This is a genomic window from Microbacterium kribbense, from assembly GCF_039537285.1.
Lineage (GTDB): Bacteria > Actinomycetota > Actinomycetes > Actinomycetales > Microbacteriaceae > Microbacterium > Microbacterium kribbense.
In genome coordinates this window covers 211,738-230,349 of record NZ_BAABAF010000006.1, presented here as the reverse complement: position 1 = coordinate 230,349, position 18,612 = coordinate 211,738, and the positions used below count along the sequence as shown (strand labels likewise).

Sequence of the window (18,612 nt, the reverse complement as noted above, 5' to 3'; positions counted from 1 at the left end):
CAGAACCCTCAGATCGACTGCCGATAGCCGAAGAACTCGTGGTCCTGGTTGTACCCACCGTAGCCGCCGCCGAGGTCGGCGAAGTCCGCTACGAACTCGATTCCTCGAATCCACTTGACCATCTTGAAGCCCAGCTGCACTTCATTGCGCAGACGCAGTGGCGCCCCATGGCCGTAGGACAGCGGTTCGCCGTTCATGTCGTAGGCGAGCATCGCCAGCTCCGAGCGCATCTGCTCGAGGGGATGCGCGTCGTAGTACAGACCGCCGTCGGGCCCGTCGCCGAGCGAGTAGAACACCGCCCACTTGGCCTCGGGCTTGGGCTGCACGGTGTTCAGGATCTCGGTCATCGACACGCCGCCCCACTTGGCCACGCCCGACCAGCCCTGGATGCAGAAGTGCTGCGTGATCTGCTCGTGGTAGGGCAGCGCCCGCACCTCGGTCATGCTCAGCTCGACCGGGCTCTCGACCAGCCCGCCGATGTGCAGCCGGTAGTCGCGGAAGTCGTTGTCGAACAGTTCGCGGTACTCGTCGGTCTCGGGGTACTTGCCGTTGTGCCACAGGTATGGCGAGATGTCCTTCTCGGTGTACTGGCCGGGCCGGGCGTCCACGTGCTCGAACAGGCGCTGAGCCGGGCCGATCAGGGCGAAGCCGACGCGCTGGATCAGCCGCGGCTTGCGGATGGTCAGCGGCGAGGCGCCCACCCAGCCGACGATGACGACCACCATCGACGCGGCGAAGATCCAGAAGCCGACCCAGGTCTGGTCGTTGCGGTTCGCGTACATGTGGTTCAGGTTCGCCAGCGCCCCGGTCGTGAACACCAGCGTCACGTGGATCACGATGAACATCAGGAACCAGCACAGCACGAGGAAGTGCAGCGACCGGGCGACCTGGATGCTGAACCGCGAGCTGACCCAGCGCATGCGCGTGGACAGCGCCGGCGACATGCCCAGGCCCGTGATCAGCGCGAGCGGCGCCGCGATGAAGACCGTGATGAAGTACGCCAGCAGCTGCAGGCTGTTGTAGGCGTACCAGCCGTGCTCGAGCGGCCAGTTCAGCGACGCGTACTGGATCGCGACCGACAGCGCGTTCGGGAACACGTCCCAGCTGGTCGGCACCAGCCGGGTCCAGTGCCCGGTCACGAACAGCAGGATGACGAAGACGATGCCGTTGAGCAGCCACAGCGTGTCCACGCCCAGGTGCCACCACCGGGCCAGGCCGATCGAGTGGCGCAGCCCGGGCAGGCCGATCCAGCCGGGCACGTTGACCGAGTCCTGCTTGGCCGTCCACAGCGGGTCATCCGGCACCGGCTTCTGGAACCGGAACCATTCCGAACCGGGCGTCGAGTGCCGCGTCCAGTACAGCCGCGGGTGGTCGGTGAGGATCTGCACGCCCGAGCGGATGATGAAGATCATGAAGAACAGGTTCAGGAAGTGCTGCCAGCTCACCCAGGCCGGAAAGCCCGCCAGCTGCTGCGAATCGGGCCGCTCGACGGTGCCCGGGTAGGTGCGCATGAAGTCCTGCACGGCCGGGATCTCGCGCAGCCCCTGTGCCACGGCGATAGCGACGACCAGGGCTGCGAAGCCGAGCGGGATCAGCCACATCAGGTTGAACCACTTGTCGTGTCCGATGCGCACGTGCGGTGCGGTGCCGCGCACGTCGGGCACGGATCCGGCCCACGTGCTCGGGTCGATGGTGTCCTCGGGCTGCTTGAGGCGGGTGCGGAAGGCACGGACGGAGTCGGGTGTGAGCACGGCGTCCGCGGGTGTCGGCAGCGGATCAGGGCCGGCCGGGTCTGCGCCGGCAGAGGAGGTGAGGTCCACACGCCCACGATAGCGGGCGCATCGTCGTTCTCACAACGTTTTCACAAGATGACCGCGGCGGCCGCGCTCACTTCCTGATGCGCACGTCGCGCAGCATCCCGCCGACCACCAGCGCTCCGGCGCCCACGAGCACGAGCAGCCACAGGCCCAGCCAGTATGAGTTGGTGTCGGGGTGGTAGGTGGCGCCCATCACCAGCGGCGGGAAGTAGCCGCCCAGGCCCCCGGCCGCCGCGACCATGCCGCTGACGGCGCCCACCCGCTCGGGGGGTGTGGATGGGCCGACCCATGCGAACACGGCACCCATGCCGAGCCCCATCGCCGAGGCCATCAGCAGGAAGGTGACCCCGGTCACGATGCCCTCCGGAGGCTCCTGACCCACGATGTAGGCGGCCGCGACGATGCCCGCCAACGAGACCAGCGACACCACCTTGGGCCCGAATCGGTCGGCGAGCACTCCACCGATGGGGCGGGCGATGACCGCGGCCAGCGCGAACAGCGCGGTGCGGGTACCGGCGCCCACCGGCTCCACCTGGTCCGGGTAGATGGTCATCAGGTACTTCGGCAGGTAGGTCGAGAACGCCACGAACCCGCCGAAGACGATCGCGTACAGGAACGCCATCTGCCAGGTGACGGCGAGCTTCAGGGTGCCCACGATCTTCGGCAGCAGCGGCTGCGAACTGGATGCCCAGGCCGGCGAGTCGCGCATGAACAACCAGACCAGCACCGCCGCCACCACGAGCAGGCCGGCCACGGCGCCATGAGTGGGCAGGTAGCCGATCAGACGCAGCAGTCGCGGGGTGAAGAAGGCCGCGACCGCGGTGCCGATCATGCCCATGCCGAACACGCCATTGGCGAGTCCGCGCCGTCCCGGTGCCACCCAGGCGCTGGAGAACGGCACGCCGGCGGCGAAGATCGTGCCGGGGATGCCCAGCAGGAACGCAGCCACCAGCAGCAGCGGAAAGCTGCCGATCGAGCCGGCCAGGGCCACCAGCAGCACCGGGGGCACGCCGGCCAGCAGCACCAGCGTGAACATCCGCCGTCCGCCGTACCGGTCGGTCAGCGCCCCCACCGCGATCCGGCCCAGGGCGCCGACCAGCACCGGCATGGCCAGCAGTATCGAGACCTGCCCCTGGTTCAAGCCCATCGTGGTCGTGTAGATGTTCTGCAGCGGCGCGATCAGCATCCACGCCCAGAACCCCACCGTCGAGGCGACGGTGGCCAGCAGCACCTGGCCCAGCCCACCGCGCAGGTCGGGGACCGCCGACGTCGCCGACGCCGTCTTCATCGCCTCAGCCATGTCGGCTCCTCTCGCTGGCGACAACGCTAATGGGCTTTCCGGCGCCGATTCCACCCCCTCGCCGTGTTTATTCCGGCACCGCGATCGGGCCCCGCCGCGGGCGGACCGGCCCGCCCGTCGCATCCGAGGTATTAAACACGGCGCGGGCGGTAGCGCCGCCGCACGCCCCGTCCCATACTGAGGGGACACCGCGACGCCCGAGGAGTTGAGATGACACCGCGCATCCATACCGATCCTGCTACCGATGGGCCGCTCGCCGACACGCTGCTGTCGCTGAGCCGGTTCGTCAGACCGGGCGAGACCTCATCCGACCTGCGCTCGCTGTTTCTGGAGGGCGGCCGTGCCGGCGACGTGTTCTACCGCGACCGCTGGTCGCACGACAAGGTGGTCCGCTCCACGCACGGCGTGAACTGCACCGGCTCGTGCTCGTGGAAGGTGTATGTCAAGGACGGCATCATCACCTGGGAGACCCAGCAGACCGACTACCCGTCGGTGGGGCCGGACTCCCCCGAGTACGAACCGCGCGGCTGCCCGCGCGGTGCCGCGTTCAGCTGGTACACCTACTCGCCCACGCGCGTGCGCTACCCGTACATCCGCGACACGCTGCTGGAGCTGTACCGTGCAGCCAAACAGGTCCACCCCGATCCGGTGGATGCCTGGGCCTCGATCGTCGAGGACCCCGAGGCATCCCGCTCCTACAAGAGCGTGCGCGGCAAGGGCGGGCTGGTGCGCGTGAACTGGGCCGAAGCCGTCGAGATCGTCGCGGCCGCGCAGGTGCACACCGTGAAGAAGTACGGTCCCGACCGGGTGGCCGGCTTCTCGCCGATCCCGGCGATGTCGATGGTCTCGCACGGCGCCGGCTCCCGCTACATGAACCTGCTCGGCGGCACGATGCTGTCGTTCTACGACTGGTATGCCGACCTGCCGGTGGCCAGCCCCCAGGTGTTCGGCGACCAGACCGACGTGCCCGAGTCCGCGGACTGGTGGAACGCGGGCTACCTGATGATGTGGGGCTCGAACGTGCCGGTCACCCGCACGCCCGACGCGCACTTCATGACCGAGGCGCGCTATCGCGGTCAGAAGGTGATCGTGGTGTCGCCGGACTACACCGACAACACCAAGTTCGCCGACGAGTGGGTCGCCCCGCATCCCGGCACCGACGCCGCGCTGGCCATCGCGATGGGGCATGTCATCCTCACCGAGTTCTTCGTGCGGCAGCGCACGGCGCAGTTCGAGGACTACCTGCGCCGGTACACCGACGCGCCCTACCTGGTCACCCTCGAGGACAACGACGGGCGGCTGGTGCCGGGCAAGTTCGTCACGGCCAGCGATCTGGGCGCACAGGCGGCCACGCCGCGCGGCGAGTTCAAGCCGGTGCTGCTGGATGCCGACGGCACGGTCGTCGTGCCGAACGGCTCGCTCGGGCACCGGTTCACCCCCGAGGACCTGGGCAACTGGAACCTCGACCTCGGCGACGTGGTGCCGCCGCTGTCGATCGCCGATGTCCCGGACTGGGACGGCGCGAGTGCCGAGATCGCGCTGCCGCGCTTCGATGTGGCGCCCGAGCCGGGCCAGGAGCACACCGGCGGCGGCGACGTCGTCAGCCGCGGCGTGCCGGTGCGCACCGTGGCCGGCAAGACCGTGACCACGGTGTTCGATCTGATGCTGGCCCGCTACGGCGCGGCCCGCGAGGGGATGCCGGGGCAATGGCCCACCGGCTACGACGACGCATCCAGCCCGGGCACGCCCGCCTGGCAGGAGGAGATCACCTCGGTCCCCGCCGCCCAGGCCGCCCGGATCGGCCGCGAGTTCGCCGACAACGCGCTGCGCAGCGGCGGGCGCTCGATGATCCTGATGGGCGCCGGCACCAACCACTGGTTCCACTCCGACACGATCTACCGCACGTTCCTGGCGCTGACCATGATGACCGGCTGCCAGGGGGTCAACGGCGGCGGCTGGGCGCACTACGTCGGACAGGAGAAGGTGCGGCCGCTGACCGGCTACAACCAGTACGCCGGCGCGCTGGACTGGACCCGCCCGCCGCGGCAGGCCATCGGCACGGCGTTCTTCTACCTGGCCACCGACCAGTGGCGCTATGACGGGCTGCCCGCCAACCAGCTGGCGTCGCCGCTGGCGCGCGGCGCGTTCGACGGGCGCACGACCGCGGACTGCCTGGTCGAATCGGTCAAACGCGGCTGGATGCCCAGCTACCCGACCTTCTCGCGCAACCCGCTGGATCTGTGCGACGAGGCCGAGGCAGCCGGCAAGGAGCCCGCACAGTACATCGTCGACTCGCTGCAAGACGGCTCGCTGCGCTATGCCTGCGAAGACCCGGATGCTCCGGAGAACTTCCCGCGCGTGATGCTGATGTGGCGCGCCAACGTGCTGGGCTCGTCGGGCAAGGGCAACGAGTACTTCCTCAAGCACCTGCTCGGCACCGACTCGTCGGTGCGGGTCGGCGAGACGCCGGCCGGCTCCCGCCCGCGCGACGTGCGCTGGCGCGACGACGCCCCACTGGGCAAGCTCGATCTGCTGATGACGAGCGATTTCCGGATGACCAGCACGACGCTGTTCAGCGACATCGTGCTGCCGACGGCGACCTGGTACGAGAAGTACGATCTGTCCTCGACCGACATGCACCCGTTCGTGCACTCGTTCAGTCCGGCCATCGACCCGCCCTGGCAGACCCGCACCGACTTCGAGACGTTCAAGGTGCTCGGCGAGCGCTTCAGCGAGATGGCGCGCACGCACCTGGGTGTGCGGCGCGACATCGTCGCGGCCCCGCTGCAGCACGACACGCCCGATGCGATGGCGACCCCGCACGGCCGCGTGCAGGATCTGCCGCTGGTGCCGGGCGTGACGATGCCGCGGCTCGTCGTCGTCGAGCGGGACTATCCCGCCCTGGCCGCGCAGTGGGGCTCGCTGGGCCCGCTGACCGAGAAGCTCGGCATGACCACGAAGGGCGTCACCTTCCACCCCGAGCGCGACGTCGAGATGCTCAAGCGGCTGACCGGCACGGTGGCCGGCGGTCCGATGGCTGGGCGCGTGCTGCTGGACACCGACAAGCGCGCCTGCGAGATGATCCTGGCGCTGTCGGGCACCACCAATGGGCGTCTGGCGGTGCAGGGCTTCCAGCAGCTGGAGGCGCAGACCGGCCAGAAGCTGGCGTTCCTGGCCGCCGAGCACGAGGGCACGCACATCACCTTCGCCGACGTGCAGGTGCAGCCGCGCAGCGTCATCACCTCGCCGGAGTGGTCCGGATCCGAGCACGGCGGGCGCCGCTACACCGCGTTCGCGGTCAACGTCGAGCAGCTCAAGCCCTGGCACACGCTCACCGGGCGCCAGCACTTCTTCCTCGACCACGACTGGATGGAAGAGCTCGGCGAGAACATGCCGATCTACCGCCCGCCGCTGGACATGCACCGGCTGTTCGGCGATGCCCAGCTCGGCGAGCGCACGCGCATCGCCGGGCCGGGTGCAGACGGCCAGACCGAGGTGTCGGTGCGGTACCTGACGCCGCATTCGAAGTGGTCGATCCACTCCGAGTACCAGGACAACCTGTTCATGCTCTCGCTCAGCCGCGGCGGCCCCACGATCTGGATGAGCCTGGAGGATGCCGGCAAGATCGGCGTGCGCGACAACGAGTGGATCGAGGCCTACAACCGCAACGGCGTCGTGGTGGCCCGCGCGATCGTGTCGCACCGGATGCCGGAGGGCACCGTGTACATGTACCACGCGAAGGATCGCACGATCGACGTGCCGCTGGCCGAGACCAGCGGCAAGCGCGGCGGCATCCACAATTCGCTGACCCGCATCCTGCTCAAGCCCAGTCACCTGATCGGCGGCTATGCGCAGCTGACGTGGGCGTTCAACTATCTCGGGCCGACCGGCAATCAGCGGGATGAAGTCACGACGATCCGTCGTCGCAGCCAGGAGGTGCAGTACCGATGAAGGTCATGGCGCAGATGTCGATGGTGATGAACCTCGACAAGTGCATCGGATGCCACACGTGCTCGGTCACGTGCAAGCAGGCGTGGACGAACCGGACCGGCGTCGAGTACGTGTGGTTCAACAATGTCGAGACCCGGCCCGGCGTCGGCTATCCGCGCGGCTACGAGGATCAGGAGCGCTGGGGCGGCGGCTGGGTGCGCACCAAGCGCGGCCGGCTCAAGCTGCGCAGCGGCGGGCGGCTGGCCAAGCTCGCGCACATCTTCTCGAACCCGAACCTGCCGTCCATCCACGACTACTACGAGCCGTGGACGTACGACTACGACATGCTGCTGAACTCACCCAAGGGCGAGCACACCCCGGTGGCGCGGCCCAAGAGCCTGCTCACCGGCAAGGACATGAAGATCTCGTGGTCGGCGAACTGGGACGACGATCTGGGGGGTTCGGCCGAGACGATGGCCGACGACCCGATCCTGAAGAAGATGAGCGAGCAGGTGCACGCCGACTTCGAGCAGGCGTTCATGTTCTATCTGCCGCGGATCTGCGAACACTGCCTGAACCCGTCGTGCGCGGCATCCTGCCCCTCCGGCGCGATCTACAAGCGCGCCGAGGACGGCATCGTGCTGGTCGACCAGGACAAGTGCCGCGGCTGGCGGATGTGCGTGTCCGGATGCCCGTACAAGAAGGTCTACTTCAACCACAAGACCGGCAAGGCCGAGAAGTGCACGATGTGCTACCCGCGCATCGAGGTGGGCCTGCCCACCGTCTGCTCGGAGACCTGCGTCGGCCGGCTGCGCTACCTCGGCCTGGTGCTGTACGACGTCGACCGGGTCGCCGAGGCCGCCTCCGTCGAGGACGAGCACGACCTGCTGGACGCGCAGCGCAGCATCATCCTGGACCCGAACGATCCCGAGGTGGTCGAAGCGGCGCGCCGCGACGGCATCCCCCAGGACTGGATCGAGGCCGCGCAGAACAGTCCGATCTACCGGCTGATCAAGGATTACCAGGTGGCCCTGCCGCTGCACCCGGAGTATCGCACGCTGCCGATGGTCTGGTACGTGCCGCCGCTGTCGCCGGTCGTGGACGTGGTCAGCGGATCGGGCAACGACGGCGAAGACGCGCGGACCCTGTTCGCCGCGATCGACAAGCTGCGCATCCCGATCTCGTACCTGGCGGAGCTGTTCACCGCCGGCGACCCCGCTCCGGTGGATCTGTCGCTGCGCAAGATGGCCGCGATGCGCTCGTACATGCGGGGCGTGAACCTGGGCGACGAGCGCGACGAGTCGATCGCCGCGGCGGTGGGCATGACCGGCACCGAGATCGAGGAGATGTACCGGCTGCTGGCGATCGCCAAGTACAACGACCGATACGTGATCCCGGCCGCGCACGCCGAGCAGGCGCGCGAGCTGGAGGAGCTGGCGTGCTCGCTGGACTACGACGGCGGCCCCGGTATGGGCGGACCGGGCAAGTTCGGCACCTCCAGCGGTCACCCGGTGCCGGTGGCGGTGGAGAACTTCCACGCGCTGGCCAACCGGCAGACCGCCGACAAGGTGCCCGCCCCCGGCCGGGTGAACCTGCTGAACTGGGACGGCAACGGGTCGCCGGACGGCCTGTTTCCGCCCGAAGCATCGAAGGAGAAGTGATGGTCGCCCTGCCCCGGCTGCGGGTCACGCCGCGGCGCAAGCTGCCGCCCGCCCTGGCCGCGCTGCGGCTGGACGGCGCGCAGCGGCGCCGCGTGCAGATGGCCGCGTCGGTGCTGCTGGACTACCCCGACGCCGAGTGGTTCGCCCGGCTGCCGACGGTGCGCGAGCTGGTCGCACCGCTGCCGGAGGCGCTGCGCGATCCGCTCGTGGGGTTCATGGATGCCGCCCTCGCGGCGCAGCCGCACGAGTGGGAGCGCCGGTACGTGGTCACCTTCGACCTGAAGCGCAAGTGCAGCCTGTATCTGACTTACTTCGCCACCGGCGACACCCGCAAGCGCGGCACGGCGCTCGTGACGATCCTGGAGGCCTACCGGGCGGCCGGGTACGAGTTCGCCGCCGCCGAACTGCCGGACTACCTGCCGGCGGTGCTGGAGTTCGCGGCGCTGAGCGATTCCGAGATCGCCGGGGCGCTGCTGGCCAGCCACCGCGAGGGCATCGAGGTGCTGCGCGCCGCCCTGGAGGGCATGTCCAGCGAGTGGGCCGCCGTGGTGCGCACCGTCACGCTGTCGCTGCCGCCGATCGACGAGGCCACCCGCGAGCGGTACCTCGATCTGGTCAGTGAGGGCCCGCCCACCGAGACCGTGGGGCTGAGCTTTCTGGGCAACCTGCCCCCGTATCGTATGAGGGAGGACGCATGAACGCCCTGGACATGCTGCTGTGGGTGGCATTCCCGTACATCGCCATCGCCGTGTTCATCGTCGGGCACATCTGGCGCTACCGCTACGACAAGTTCGGCTGGACCACCCGCTCCAGCCAGACGTATGAGAACGGCCTGCTGCGGTGGGGATCGCCGATGTTCCACTTCGGCATCCTGTTCGTGCTCGTCGGCCACCTGGTGGGCCTGCTCATCCCCCGCGAATGGCTGTACGCGATCGGCATCACCGAGCACCTGTACCATATCGGCGCGACTGCGCTCGGCACGGCGGCGGCCGTGCTCACCCTGGTGGGGCTGACGATCCTGATCTATCGTCGGCGCACCGTCGGACCGGTGTTCCTGGCCACCACGACCATGGACAAGGTGATGTACGTGTTCCTGGGTGCGACGCTCGTGTTCGGCACCCTGGCCACGTTCATGCACCAGCTGTTCGGGCCCGGGTACAACTATCGCGAGACGATCAGTCCGTGGGTGCGCAGCATCATCCTGTTCCAGCCGCAGCCGGACCTGATGGCGAGCGCGCCGTTGATGTTCCAGATACATGCGCTGACGGCGACGGCCCTGTTCATCCTGTGGCCGTTCACGCGGCTCGTGCACGTCTTCTCGGCGCCGGTGCAGTACCTGTTCCGCCCCTACATCGTGTATCGCTCGCGCGACGAGCACCGCAGCGGCGCGCGGCCCACCCGGCGCGGCTGGGACCCGGTCAGCGCTCCCGACCCGCAGCGGCTGCGCCGGCCCTGATCACGCCCGCCCGGCCGGTGTGAAGCGCACCTCGGCCGGATCCACCTGCAGCGCCACGATCCGGCCCGGCGCCAGCCCTGCGGCTGCCACCGCGTCCACCGACACGTCGGCGGCCACCTCGGGGGCACCGGTGTGCACGCGCACGCCGGTCAGGGTCTGCTCGAGCCGGGTGACCCGCGCCGTCCAGCGCCCGGGCTCGGATGCCGGTGCCAGTGCCGCGGCGGGCCTCAGGCGCACGTCGGCCGCGTGCACCAGCGCCACCAGTGGGGCACCGGCAACCTGCGCCGCCCGCAGCGACGCGGCATCGTGCGAGGCCAGGTGCACGGCGGCGCCGTCGGCGCGCCAGAGGCCGGCCTCGGCGGTGCCGGGCAGCCGCTGGATGCCTGCGATCGCCGCGGCGAAACCGGTCTGCGGCAACCGGAGCACTTCGCGCACGGGCCCTTCCTGCGTTACGCGGCCCTGCTCGACGATCACCAGGCGCTCGGCCAGTGAGACGGCGTCCACCGCGTCGTGGGTGGCGATCAGGGTCGTGGTGCCGGTCTCGTCCAGCTGCTCGCGCAGCAGGGTGCGGATCTCGCCGGCCGTGTCGGGATCGAGCGAGGTCAGCGGTTCGTCCAGCAGCAGCACCCGCGGGCCGATCGCGAGTGCCCGAGCCAGCGCGACCCGCTGCTGCTGCCCGCCGGACAGCTGCGCGGGCCGGCGCCGGCCGAGTCCCGCAAGGCCCACGCGCTGCAGCCACCGATCGGCGTCGACCCGGGACTGCTGCCGCGGCATGCGGCGGGCCCGCAGGCCGAACGCGACGTTCTCGCGGGCGGTGAGGTGCGGGAACAGCCGCGGCTCCTGCCCGAGCAGCACGATGCCGCGCCGGTTCGGCGGCACATGCGGACCGGCCGGGGCATCCAGCACCTGCTCATCCAGGCGCACGTGACCGCCGCGCAGCGGCACCATCCCGGTGATCGCGCCGAACAGCGTCGACTTGCCGGCCCCGGACGGGCCCATCACGGCGACGACCTCACCGGGCGCCACCTGCAGGTCGGCCGACAGCGTGTAGCCGCCGCGGTCCACCAGGATGCGCGCGTCGAGCCCGGCGGATATCACCGCACCCCCTCGACGGCGCGCGGGCCCTGACCGGCCGGGCGCCAGGCGCGCACCAGCAGCAGCACGGCGACGGCGGTGATCAGCAGCAGCAGCGACAGCGCGACGGCCGCGCCCTGGCTGACCCCGGCGCCGTTGAAGGCCGTGTAGATCGCCAGCGGCATCGTCTGTGTGACGCCCGGGGCGTTGCCGGCGAACAGCGCCGTGGCGCCGAACTCGCCGATCGCGCGGGCGAAGCACAGCACGACGCCCGACAGCAGCCCGGGCGCGGCCAGCGGCAGCGTGACGCGCCACAGGATCGTCCACCGCCCGGCGCCCAGCTGCGCCGCCGCGCTCTCGTATTCGACACCGGAGGTGCGCAGCGCGCCTTCCAGGGCCAGCACCAGGAACGGCATCGCGACGAAGGTCTGCGCGAGGATGACGGCGGTCGTCGTGAACGGAATCTGCAGACCCAGCCCGCCCCACCATCCGGTGCGTCCGAACAGGAACAGCAGCGACAGGCCGCCGACCATCGGCGGCAGCACCAGCGGCACGGTCACGGCGGCGCGCAGCACCGCGGCGGCGCGGGGCCGGGACCGGGCGATCAGCATGGCCAGCGGCACGCCGAACAGCAGGCACAGCGCGGTGGCGACCAGGCCTGTGGCCACCGACAACCGCAGCGCGTCCATCGCCTCGACCGAGGTGATGTCGCTCCACAGCGTCGGCCACTGCACCCGACCGACCAGCGCGGCCAGCGGGACGACGAGGAAGGCGACGCCGATCACTGCCGGCACGAGCAGCACCGGCGGGGCGAATCCGCGCGTGTTCACGGCCGCCGAAACCCGAACGACGCGAGGATCTGCTGGCCCTGCGGCCCGGTGATGAAGTCGACGAACGCGGCCGCGGCCGCCGGGTGCGGCGCATCCTTGAGCGCGACGATCGGGTAGGAGTTGACGACCTTGCCCGCGCCGGGCGGGTCGATCGCGGTGACCGCGTCGGTCGTCCTCGCATCCGTCGTGTACACAAGCCCCGCGTCGGCCTCGCCGGTGCGCACCTTGGTCAGCACAGCCGTCACGTTCTGCTCCAAGCTGGCCGGCGTCACCGCGACGCCGGCGTTCGCGAGCAGCTGCTGCGACGCCGTGCCGCACGGCACTTGGGGTGCGCACAGCACGACCTTCAGCGTCGGGTCGGCCAGGTCGGCGAGCGTGTGCACGTCGCCCGGGTTGGCCCTGGGGACGACGATCACGAGGGTGTTGCGGGCGAAGACCACGGCACCGGTCGCGAGGCCTGCATCGGTGACCTTGGCCATGTTGGCCTGGTCGGCCGAGGCGAAGACATCCACCGGCGCACCGCCGACGATCTGGGTCGCCAGAGTGCTGGAGCCGTCGTAGCTGACCGTGATGTGCACGTCCGGGTGGGCGGCGGTGAACTGCGTGACGGCCTCGTCGAACGCGTCCTTCAGCGATGCCGCGGCCGACACCGACAGGTCACCGCTCAGCGCGGTGCTGCCGGGCGCGTCCGCGACGGTCTTGCCCGCGCCGGGCTCTGCCGACGCGGTCGTCGACGCGCACCCCGCCAGCAACAGGGCGATCGACGCCGCCGCGGCGGCTACGGCGAGCAGACGGCGCATCCGGTTCCCTTTCGGCTCGGGGGTCAGCGGCTCAGGGGCGCGGGGTCTCGACGATGACCGTCGTGGCCTTCACCACCGCGACCGCGAGAGACCCGACCTCGAGTCCGAGGTCGCGCACGGCCTCCGCCGACATCAGCGAGACGACGCGGTGCGGCCCGGCCTGGATGTCGACCTGCGCCATCACCTCGTCGGCGACGACGCGGGTGACCAGGCCGGTGAAGCGGTTGCGCGCGCTGGAGAGCACGTCGGTCGGATCCTGTGCGACATGGGCGAGTTCGACGGCGCGGCGCGCGAGGGCGTCGCCGGGGATCTCGGCGGGGCTCGCGTCGGTCACCGGCAGCGCGCCCTGGTCCACCGCCCGGCGGATCGTGTCGTCGCTCACGCCGAGCAGGCGCGCGGCCTGCGAGATCTTGTAGCTGGCGACCATGGGCTCATGGTATCACCGCGCCTGCGGTTATATCCCTGTTATTATTCCGCACATGCGCAGGCTTCGTCGGCTCCGGTCGAGCCGATTTGGCTCCGCTCGAGCCGATTTGGCTCCGCTCAAGCCGGGGTCGGCTCCGCTCGAGTCGGGCTCGCTGCGGCTCGTTCTGACCCGCCGAGAACGCGCAGACTGCGCGCTGCGCCGGCAGTTCGCACAGTTTGCGCATTCTCGCCGGCGCTGCCGCGGGCACGAGCCCGGGGCGCCGGCCCTCGGGGGCCGCTGGATCCGAGCCGAGCGGTTCGAACTACGCTGAGGAGATGTCGGCGGTCGCACCCCCGCACCCGACCCTCGTGCCCACCACCGGAGGCTGCGCCATGATCACCGTCGAACAGCATCTGCAGCGGATCCTCGCCGTCGTGAGCGTCGTGGAGGCCGCACCGGTTCCCCTCGAGGCGGCGCTGGGCCGCACGCTGCGCGAGCCGCTGCGGGCGGCGGTGGACCTGCCGCTGTTCGACAACTCCGCGATGGACGGGTTCGCGGTCCGATTCGCCGACGTGGCGGGTGCGTCCGCCGAGCATCCGGTCGCCCTCGTCGTGGTCGCCGACCTGCCGGCGGGCACGGCGCTGGACCCCGCGCTGCGGCCCGGCCAGGCCGCGCGCATCATGACCGGAGCGCCGGTCCCGCACGCCGCCGACACGGTCATCCCGTTCGAAGACACCCGGGCCGGGATCGCGGACTCGCTGGCGCACACCGAGGTCGTGGTCGCACCACCCCGGACGGGCGCGTACGTGCGCCGCCGCGGCGAGGACTGCACCGCCGGCGACGAGCTGCTGCCGGCCGGAGTCGTGCTCGGCGCGCGGCAGCTTGCGGCGGCAGCGGCGGCGGGAGTGGCCGAGCTGACCGTCTCGCGCGTGCCTCGGGTGGCCGTGATCTCGACCGGCGACGAGCTGCGCCCGCCCGGATCGCCGCTGACCTACGGCCAGATCCCGGAGTCCAACAGCACCCTGATCGCGGCGCTCTGCCACGAGAACGGCGCCGAAGTCGTGCTGCGCACCTCGGTCGGCGACGAGGGCGACGGGCTGCGCGCGGCACTGGATGAGGCATCCGCTCTCGGCGCCGACGCCGTGATCACCTCCGGCGGCGTCAGCGCCGGGGCCTACGAGGTCGTCAAGAACGTCGCGGCGATGACGTTCGAGAAGGTCGCGATGCAACCCGGCAAGCCCCAGGGCTTCGGGGCGGGGTCGCCGCTGCTGTTCGGCCTGCCCGGCAACCCGGTCAGTGTCGCGGTGTCGTTCGAGGTGTTCGTGCGTCCTGCGCTGCTGGCCATGCAGGGACGCACCGACACGGCGCGGCGCCGGATCCGGATGCCCGCGCTGACGGGCTGGCGCACCCCGCCGGGACGCCGCCAGTACCTGCCGGTGACGATCGAGACGGGCGGCGTGCGGCCGGCATCCTCCGGTGGATCGCACCTCGCGGCGAGCCTGGGCCGGGCGGACGCGTACGCGATCGTGCCTGCCGAGGTCGCTGCCGTCACCGTCGGCGACGTGGTCGATGTCATGCTGGTGTCATGAGCTTCACGCACCTGGATGACGCGGGCAACGCTCGCATGGTCGATGTCACCGAGAAGCAGCCCACCGTGCGCTCGGCGACCGCGCGCGGATTCGTGCGCTGCGCCGAGCACGTGGTCGCGGCGCTGCGGGACGGGACCGTTCCCAAGGGCGACGTGCTGGCCGTGGCGCGCATCGCCGGGATCCAGGCGGCCAAGCGCACCCCCGAGCTGCTGCCGCTGGCGCACGTGATCGGCGTGCACGGCGCGACCGTGGACCTGCGGGTCGAGGACGGTGGAGTGCAGATCGAGGCGACCGTGCGCACCGCCGATCGCACCGGCGTCGAGATGGAGGCGCTGACGGCCGTGGCGGTGGCCGCCCTGGCCGTGGTCGACATGGTCAAGGGCCTCGACAAGGGGACCTCGTTCACCGACGTGCGGATCATCTCGAAGACCGGGGGCAAGTCGGGCTCGTGGCACCGGCCCGACGAGCCCGCGCAGCCGTGACCGAGCGGCACGCGACATTCGGGGCGATCCTGCTGGCGGGCGGTCGGGCCTCGCGCATGGGCGGCATCGACAAGCCCCGTCTCGTCGTGGACGGGGTCAGCCTGATCGACCGGGCGGTGGCCGCCGTGCGCGAGATCGGCGCCGCCCCGATCGTCGCGGTCGGCCCCAGTCCAGACGAGTCGGACGTCCCAGAGCGGCCGGACGCTCCTGGCATCCCGGACGCTCCACGCACCGCCCAGAGCCGTGCGGACGTGCGCTGGGTGCGTGAGGACCCGCCGTTCACGGGTCCGGCCGCCGCGATCGTCGCGGCGCTGGACGCGATGCCCGCGGACTCCGACCCGGACTGGATGTTCCTGTTGGCATGCGACCTCCCCCGGGTGGATGCGGCCGTGCGGCAGCTCGTACGAGACATTGTGCTGCTACCCTCCGACACCGCGGGGGCGTGCCTGACCGACGCATCCAGCCGGCCGCAGTGGCTGACGGGCGCCTACCGCACGCGCGTGCTGCGCACCGCCGCCGCGGCCCTGCCGGAGGGCGGGCGCGACGCGTCGATCCGCGCCCTGCTGGCCGACCTCGCCATCGCGGCGCTGGCCGACCCGACCGGCAGCGCCGAAGACATCGACACATGGGCGGACCTGGAGCACTTCACCACGGGCGGTGCCTGAGCGGCACGCGGGGCAACCGAGCGGTCAGCGCTGCGGTCTATCCGTGGTCCTCGCCGCGCAGCTGCTCCAGCACATGCGTCGTGACGGAGAGGACCACCGGCATCCCCTCTTCGACCGCCTTCGGCGAGCCGGGCAGGTTCACGATCAGCGCAGCCTCGGCGATGCCGCTGACACCGCGGGACAGCATGCCGGCGGGCTTGGCTGCACTGGCGCGCCGGCGCAGTTCCTCGGCGATGCCGGGCACGCGGCGGGTCAGCACCCGGTCGGTGCCTTCCGGGGTCTCGTCGCGCGGGCCCAGACCGGTGCCGCCGGTGGTCACGATGATCCGGATGCCGTCGGTCAGCGCCGCCCGGAGCGCGGCCTCGACGCCGTCGGCGCCGTCCGGGATGACGATGGGGTCTTCGCACGCGAACCCTGCTTCGCGCAGCGCGGCGACCGCGATCGGACCGCTGGCGTCCGCGCGCTCCCCTCGGCTGGAACGGTCGGACACGGTGATCACGGCTGCCGAATACTGCATGACTCCAGCCTAGGAGCACGCCGGGTGCACAACTCCGCCGAAACACGCAAATGTCGGTCGATCACGGCCGATCCGGGGCCGCACGGCCGTTTCAAGAGGAGTTCTGCCCAGGTGCGGCGCCGCACACGACGCCGGGCGCGCACCGCCCGCCCGCACGGCGGGCGGTGAAGCGCCGCCGGCTCAGCGGCGCCCGTTGCCGAAGATGCCGCGGATCACGCCGCTCAAGATCGTCTGGGTCGTGCGCGAGGTGAGGATCTCTGCCAGTGGCGACTTCTTCTGCCGGGTCGAGGTGCGTGTGGTCGACGAGGTCTTGCGCATGAGCCGGTCGTATTCCGCCTGGGACTTCTTCTGAGCCGCGGCCTGCGCCTTGTCGCTGGCGGCCTGCGTCTTGGCCAGCTCCGCGTCGGACTTGGCCTTGGCGGCGGCGGCCTCTTCGGCGGCGTGCGCCTGCTCGGCAGCGTTCATCTTGGCGGTCAGGATCTCGCGCGCGGACTGCGGGTCGATCGCCGTGCCGTACTTCGCCAGCAGCGGCGACGCCTTGATCGCGGCGGCGATCTGCGGGTCGGGCGTGGGCGACATCAACCCGAGCGGGGCGCGCATCCGCGTCCAGGCGACCGGCGTCGGGGCGCCTTTCTCGCTCATCACGGTGACGATGGCCTCGCCGGTGCCGAGCTCCTGCAGCACCCGTTCGAGGTCGTATCCCGAGGTCGGATAGGTGCCGACGGTGGCGCGCAGCGCCTTCGCGTCGTCGGGAGTGAAGGCGCGCAGTGCGTGCTGCACGCGCGAGCCGAGCTGGCCGAGCACGTCGGACGGGACATCCTTCGGGGTCTGCGTGACGAAGAACACACCGACGCCCTTCGAGCGGATCAGCCGCACGGTCTGGGTGATCGAGGCGAGGAAGTCCTTGGACGCGTCCTTGAACAGCAGGTGCGCCTCGTCGAAGAAGAACACGAGCTTGGGCTTGTCGGCATCGCCCACCTCGGGCAGCATCTCGTACAGCTCGGCCAGCAGGTACATCAGAAAGGTCGAGAACAACGTCGGCTTGTCGACGACCCCGGGCACCTCGAGCAGGCTGATGATGCCGCGCCCATCGGCGGCCGTGCGCAGGAAGTCCTGGACGTCGAATTCGGGCTCGCCGAAGAAGACGTCCGCGCCCGCGTCGGCGAACGTGATCAGCTCACGCAGGATCACCCCGGCCGTCGCCGCCGACAGCCCGCCGATGCCCTTCAGCTCGGCCTTGCCGTCGTCTCCCGTCAGGTAGGTGAGCACGGCGCGCAGGTCGGACAGGTCGACCAGGGCCAGCCCCTGCTCGTCGGCGTAGTGGAAGACCAGGCCCAGACTGGATTCCTGGGTCTGATTCAAGCCGAGCACCTTGCTCAGCAGCAGGGGGCCGAATCCGGTCACGGTCGCACGCACTGGGATGCCCTTGCCGATGCCGCCGAGCGCGAAGTACTCGGTGGGCGATGCCGCCGGCTTCCAGTCCTGACCGATGGCCTTGGTGCGCGCGAGGAGCTTGTCGCTGGGTTCGCCCGGTGTGGCGATGCCGGACAGGTCGCCCTTGATATCGGCGGCGAACACCGGCACGCCGTTCGCCGCCAGCTGCTCGGCTAGCCCCTGCAGGGTGCGCGTCTTGCCGGTGCCGGTGGCGCCGGCGACCAGGCCGTGGCGGCCCAGCATCGCCAGCGGGATGCGGATCTGCGCGGACGGCATCGGGGCGGTGTTCACCAGCGCGCCCAGCTCCAGCGCCGCCTCGGTGAACGCGTATCCGTCGACGATCGCCTGCACCGCTTCGGCGTCCAGGGGGCCGGATGCCGCGGCCGGGGCGTCGGCGTCGGCGGCCGAGGCGTCGGCGGCAGCGGCCGCCGCATCCGGCGCGGCGGCCGCCGCATCCGGCTTCGCGGCTGCCGCCGGCTTCGCGGCCGCACCGGCCTTCGCCTTCGCTGCGGCCGACTCCGCTGCCGCCAGCGCGGCATCAGCCTGGGCGGCGGCGAGCGCGGCCTGCGCCGCCGCGGCCGCGGCCCGCAGTCGGGTGAGTTCGGCATCGGCGGCGGTGACATCTTCGGGCGCAGTCATGCGCTCAGCCTA

General features: G+C 70.8%; 15 protein-coding genes. 7 read left to right on the top strand and 8 right to left on the bottom strand.

The genetic code is table 11. The features are described from left to right. Positions 1 to 8: 8 nt before the first annotated feature. Entirely contained in the window at positions 9 to 1,820 is a 1,812-nt protein-coding gene (locus ABD705_RS09335) for a molybdopterin-dependent oxidoreductase (RefSeq protein ID WP_344782834.1), read from the bottom strand. Positions 1,821 to 1,887: 67 nt separating this feature from the next. Then, positions 1,888 to 3,117: an MFS transporter gene (locus tag ABD705_RS09330; RefSeq protein ID WP_344782832.1), complete on the bottom strand. Its 1,230-nt coding sequence runs from the start codon at positions 3,115 to 3,117 to the stop codon at positions 1,888 to 1,890. A gap of 210 nt (positions 3,118 to 3,327) precedes the next feature. Between ABD705_RS09330 and ABD705_RS09325 the strand changes: the two genes are divergently transcribed. Genes ABD705_RS09325 through narI form a run of 4 tightly spaced genes read left to right on the top strand, consistent with a single transcriptional unit; the run spans position 3,328 to position 10,164 of the window. Continuing rightward, a complete protein-coding gene (locus ABD705_RS09325; protein WP_344782830.1) occupies positions 3,328 to 7,068 on the top strand; it encodes a nitrate reductase subunit alpha in 3,741 nt (1,246 codons plus the stop codon). Further along, positions 7,065 to 8,708, top strand: a complete 1,644-nt coding sequence (gene narH / locus ABD705_RS09320) for a nitrate reductase subunit beta (RefSeq protein ID WP_344782828.1) — start codon at positions 7,065 to 7,067, stop codon at positions 8,706 to 8,708. The genes ABD705_RS09325 and narH overlap by 4 nt, the downstream gene beginning before the upstream one ends. Next, positions 8,708 to 9,406, top strand: a complete 699-nt coding sequence (gene narJ, locus ABD705_RS09315) for a nitrate reductase molybdenum cofactor assembly chaperone (RefSeq protein WP_344782826.1) — start codon at positions 8,708 to 8,710, stop codon at positions 9,404 to 9,406. The genes narH and narJ overlap by 1 nt, the downstream gene beginning before the upstream one ends. Then, positions 9,403 to 10,164, top strand: a complete 762-nt coding sequence (narI, locus tag ABD705_RS09310) for a respiratory nitrate reductase subunit gamma (protein ID WP_344782824.1) — start codon at positions 9,403 to 9,405, stop codon at positions 10,162 to 10,164. The genes narJ and narI overlap by 4 nt, the downstream gene beginning before the upstream one ends. On the opposite strand, the gene ABD705_RS09305 is transcribed toward narI, so the two are convergent. Genes ABD705_RS09305 through ABD705_RS09290 form a run of 4 tightly spaced genes read right to left on the bottom strand, consistent with a single transcriptional unit; the run spans position 10,165 to position 13,295 of the window. Beyond that, positions 10,165 to 11,262, bottom strand: a complete 1,098-nt coding sequence (locus ABD705_RS09305) for a sulfate/molybdate ABC transporter ATP-binding protein (protein ID WP_344782822.1) — start codon at positions 11,260 to 11,262, stop codon at positions 10,165 to 10,167. After that, a complete protein-coding gene (locus ABD705_RS09300) occupies positions 11,259 to 12,068 on the bottom strand; it encodes an ABC transporter permease (protein ID WP_344782820.1) in 810 nt (269 codons plus the stop codon). The genes ABD705_RS09305 and ABD705_RS09300 overlap by 4 nt, the downstream gene beginning before the upstream one ends. After that, the gene (gene modA / locus ABD705_RS09295; RefSeq protein ID WP_344782818.1) at positions 12,065 to 12,868 is read right to left on the bottom strand and encodes a molybdate ABC transporter substrate-binding protein; all 804 of its coding nucleotides are present in this window, start codon (positions 12,866 to 12,868) and stop codon (positions 12,065 to 12,067) included. Before modA ends, ABD705_RS09300 begins: the two co-directional genes overlap by 4 nt. A 31-nt stretch (positions 12,869 to 12,899) precedes the next feature. Beyond that, complete coding sequence (locus tag ABD705_RS09290) at positions 12,900 to 13,295, bottom strand: TOBE domain-containing protein (protein WP_344782816.1); 396 nt, start codon at positions 13,293 to 13,295, stop codon at positions 12,900 to 12,902. Between the two features lie 371 nt (positions 13,296 to 13,666). On the opposite strand from ABD705_RS09290, the gene ABD705_RS09285 reads away from it, so the two are divergent. Genes ABD705_RS09285 through mobA form a run of 3 tightly spaced genes read left to right on the top strand, consistent with a single transcriptional unit; the run spans position 13,667 to position 16,010 of the window. After that, positions 13,667 to 14,863, top strand: coding sequence for a molybdopterin molybdotransferase MoeA (locus ABD705_RS09285; RefSeq protein WP_425562064.1), 1,197 nt, complete (start codon positions 13,667 to 13,669; stop codon positions 14,861 to 14,863). Further along, positions 14,860 to 15,345 (top strand): cyclic pyranopterin monophosphate synthase MoaC, encoded by a 486-nt coding sequence (gene moaC / locus ABD705_RS09280; RefSeq protein ID WP_344782812.1) that lies wholly within the window; start codon positions 14,860 to 14,862, stop codon positions 15,343 to 15,345. Before ABD705_RS09285 ends, moaC begins: the two co-directional genes overlap by 4 nt. After that, positions 15,342 to 16,010, top strand: a complete 669-nt coding sequence (mobA, locus tag ABD705_RS09275) for a molybdenum cofactor guanylyltransferase (protein WP_344782810.1) — start codon at positions 15,342 to 15,344, stop codon at positions 16,008 to 16,010. The genes moaC and mobA overlap by 4 nt, the downstream gene beginning before the upstream one ends. A 37-nt stretch (positions 16,011 to 16,047) precedes the next feature. Here mobA and ABD705_RS09270 read toward each other — a convergent pair whose 3' ends face one another. Beyond that, complete coding sequence (locus tag ABD705_RS09270) at positions 16,048 to 16,527, bottom strand: MogA/MoaB family molybdenum cofactor biosynthesis protein (protein WP_344782808.1); 480 nt, start codon at positions 16,525 to 16,527, stop codon at positions 16,048 to 16,050. A gap of 180 nt (positions 16,528 to 16,707) precedes the next feature. After that, positions 16,708 to 18,600, bottom strand: coding sequence for a helicase HerA-like domain-containing protein (locus tag ABD705_RS09265; RefSeq protein ID WP_344782806.1), 1,893 nt, complete (start codon positions 18,598 to 18,600; stop codon positions 16,708 to 16,710). Between the last annotated feature and the right edge of the window lie 12 nt (positions 18,601 to 18,612).

Bases quoted from the DNA above. Each gene is read 5' to 3' on its own strand.
- ABD705_RS09330 (WP_344782832.1), bottom strand. From the start codon at position 3,117: ATGGCTGAGGCGATGAAGACGGCGTCGGCGACGTCGGCGGTCCCCGAC.
- ABD705_RS09325 (WP_344782830.1), top strand. From the start codon at position 3,328: ATGACACCGCGCATCCATACCGATCCTGCTACCGATGGGCCGCTCGCC.
- narH (WP_344782828.1), top strand. From the start codon at position 7,065: ATGAAGGTCATGGCGCAGATGTCGATGGTGATGAACCTCGACAAGTGC.
- narJ (WP_344782826.1), top strand. From the start codon at position 8,708: ATGGTCGCCCTGCCCCGGCTGCGGGTCACGCCGCGGCGCAAGCTGCCG.
- narI (WP_344782824.1), top strand. From the start codon at position 9,403: ATGAACGCCCTGGACATGCTGCTGTGGGTGGCATTCCCGTACATCGCC.
- modA (WP_344782818.1), bottom strand. From the start codon at position 12,868: ATGCGCCGTCTGCTCGCCGTAGCCGCCGCGGCGGCGTCGATCGCCCTG.
- ABD705_RS09290 (WP_344782816.1), bottom strand. From the start codon at position 13,295: ATGGTCGCCAGCTACAAGATCTCGCAGGCCGCGCGCCTGCTCGGCGTG.
- ABD705_RS09285 (WP_425562064.1), top strand. From the start codon at position 13,667: ATGATCACCGTCGAACAGCATCTGCAGCGGATCCTCGCCGTCGTGAGC.
- moaC (WP_344782812.1), top strand. From the start codon at position 14,860: ATGAGCTTCACGCACCTGGATGACGCGGGCAACGCTCGCATGGTCGAT.
- ABD705_RS09270 (WP_344782808.1), bottom strand. From the start codon at position 16,527: ATGCAGTATTCGGCAGCCGTGATCACCGTGTCCGACCGTTCCAGCCGA.
- ABD705_RS09265 (WP_344782806.1), bottom strand. From the start codon at position 18,600: ATGACTGCGCCCGAAGATGTCACCGCCGCCGATGCCGAACTCACCCGA.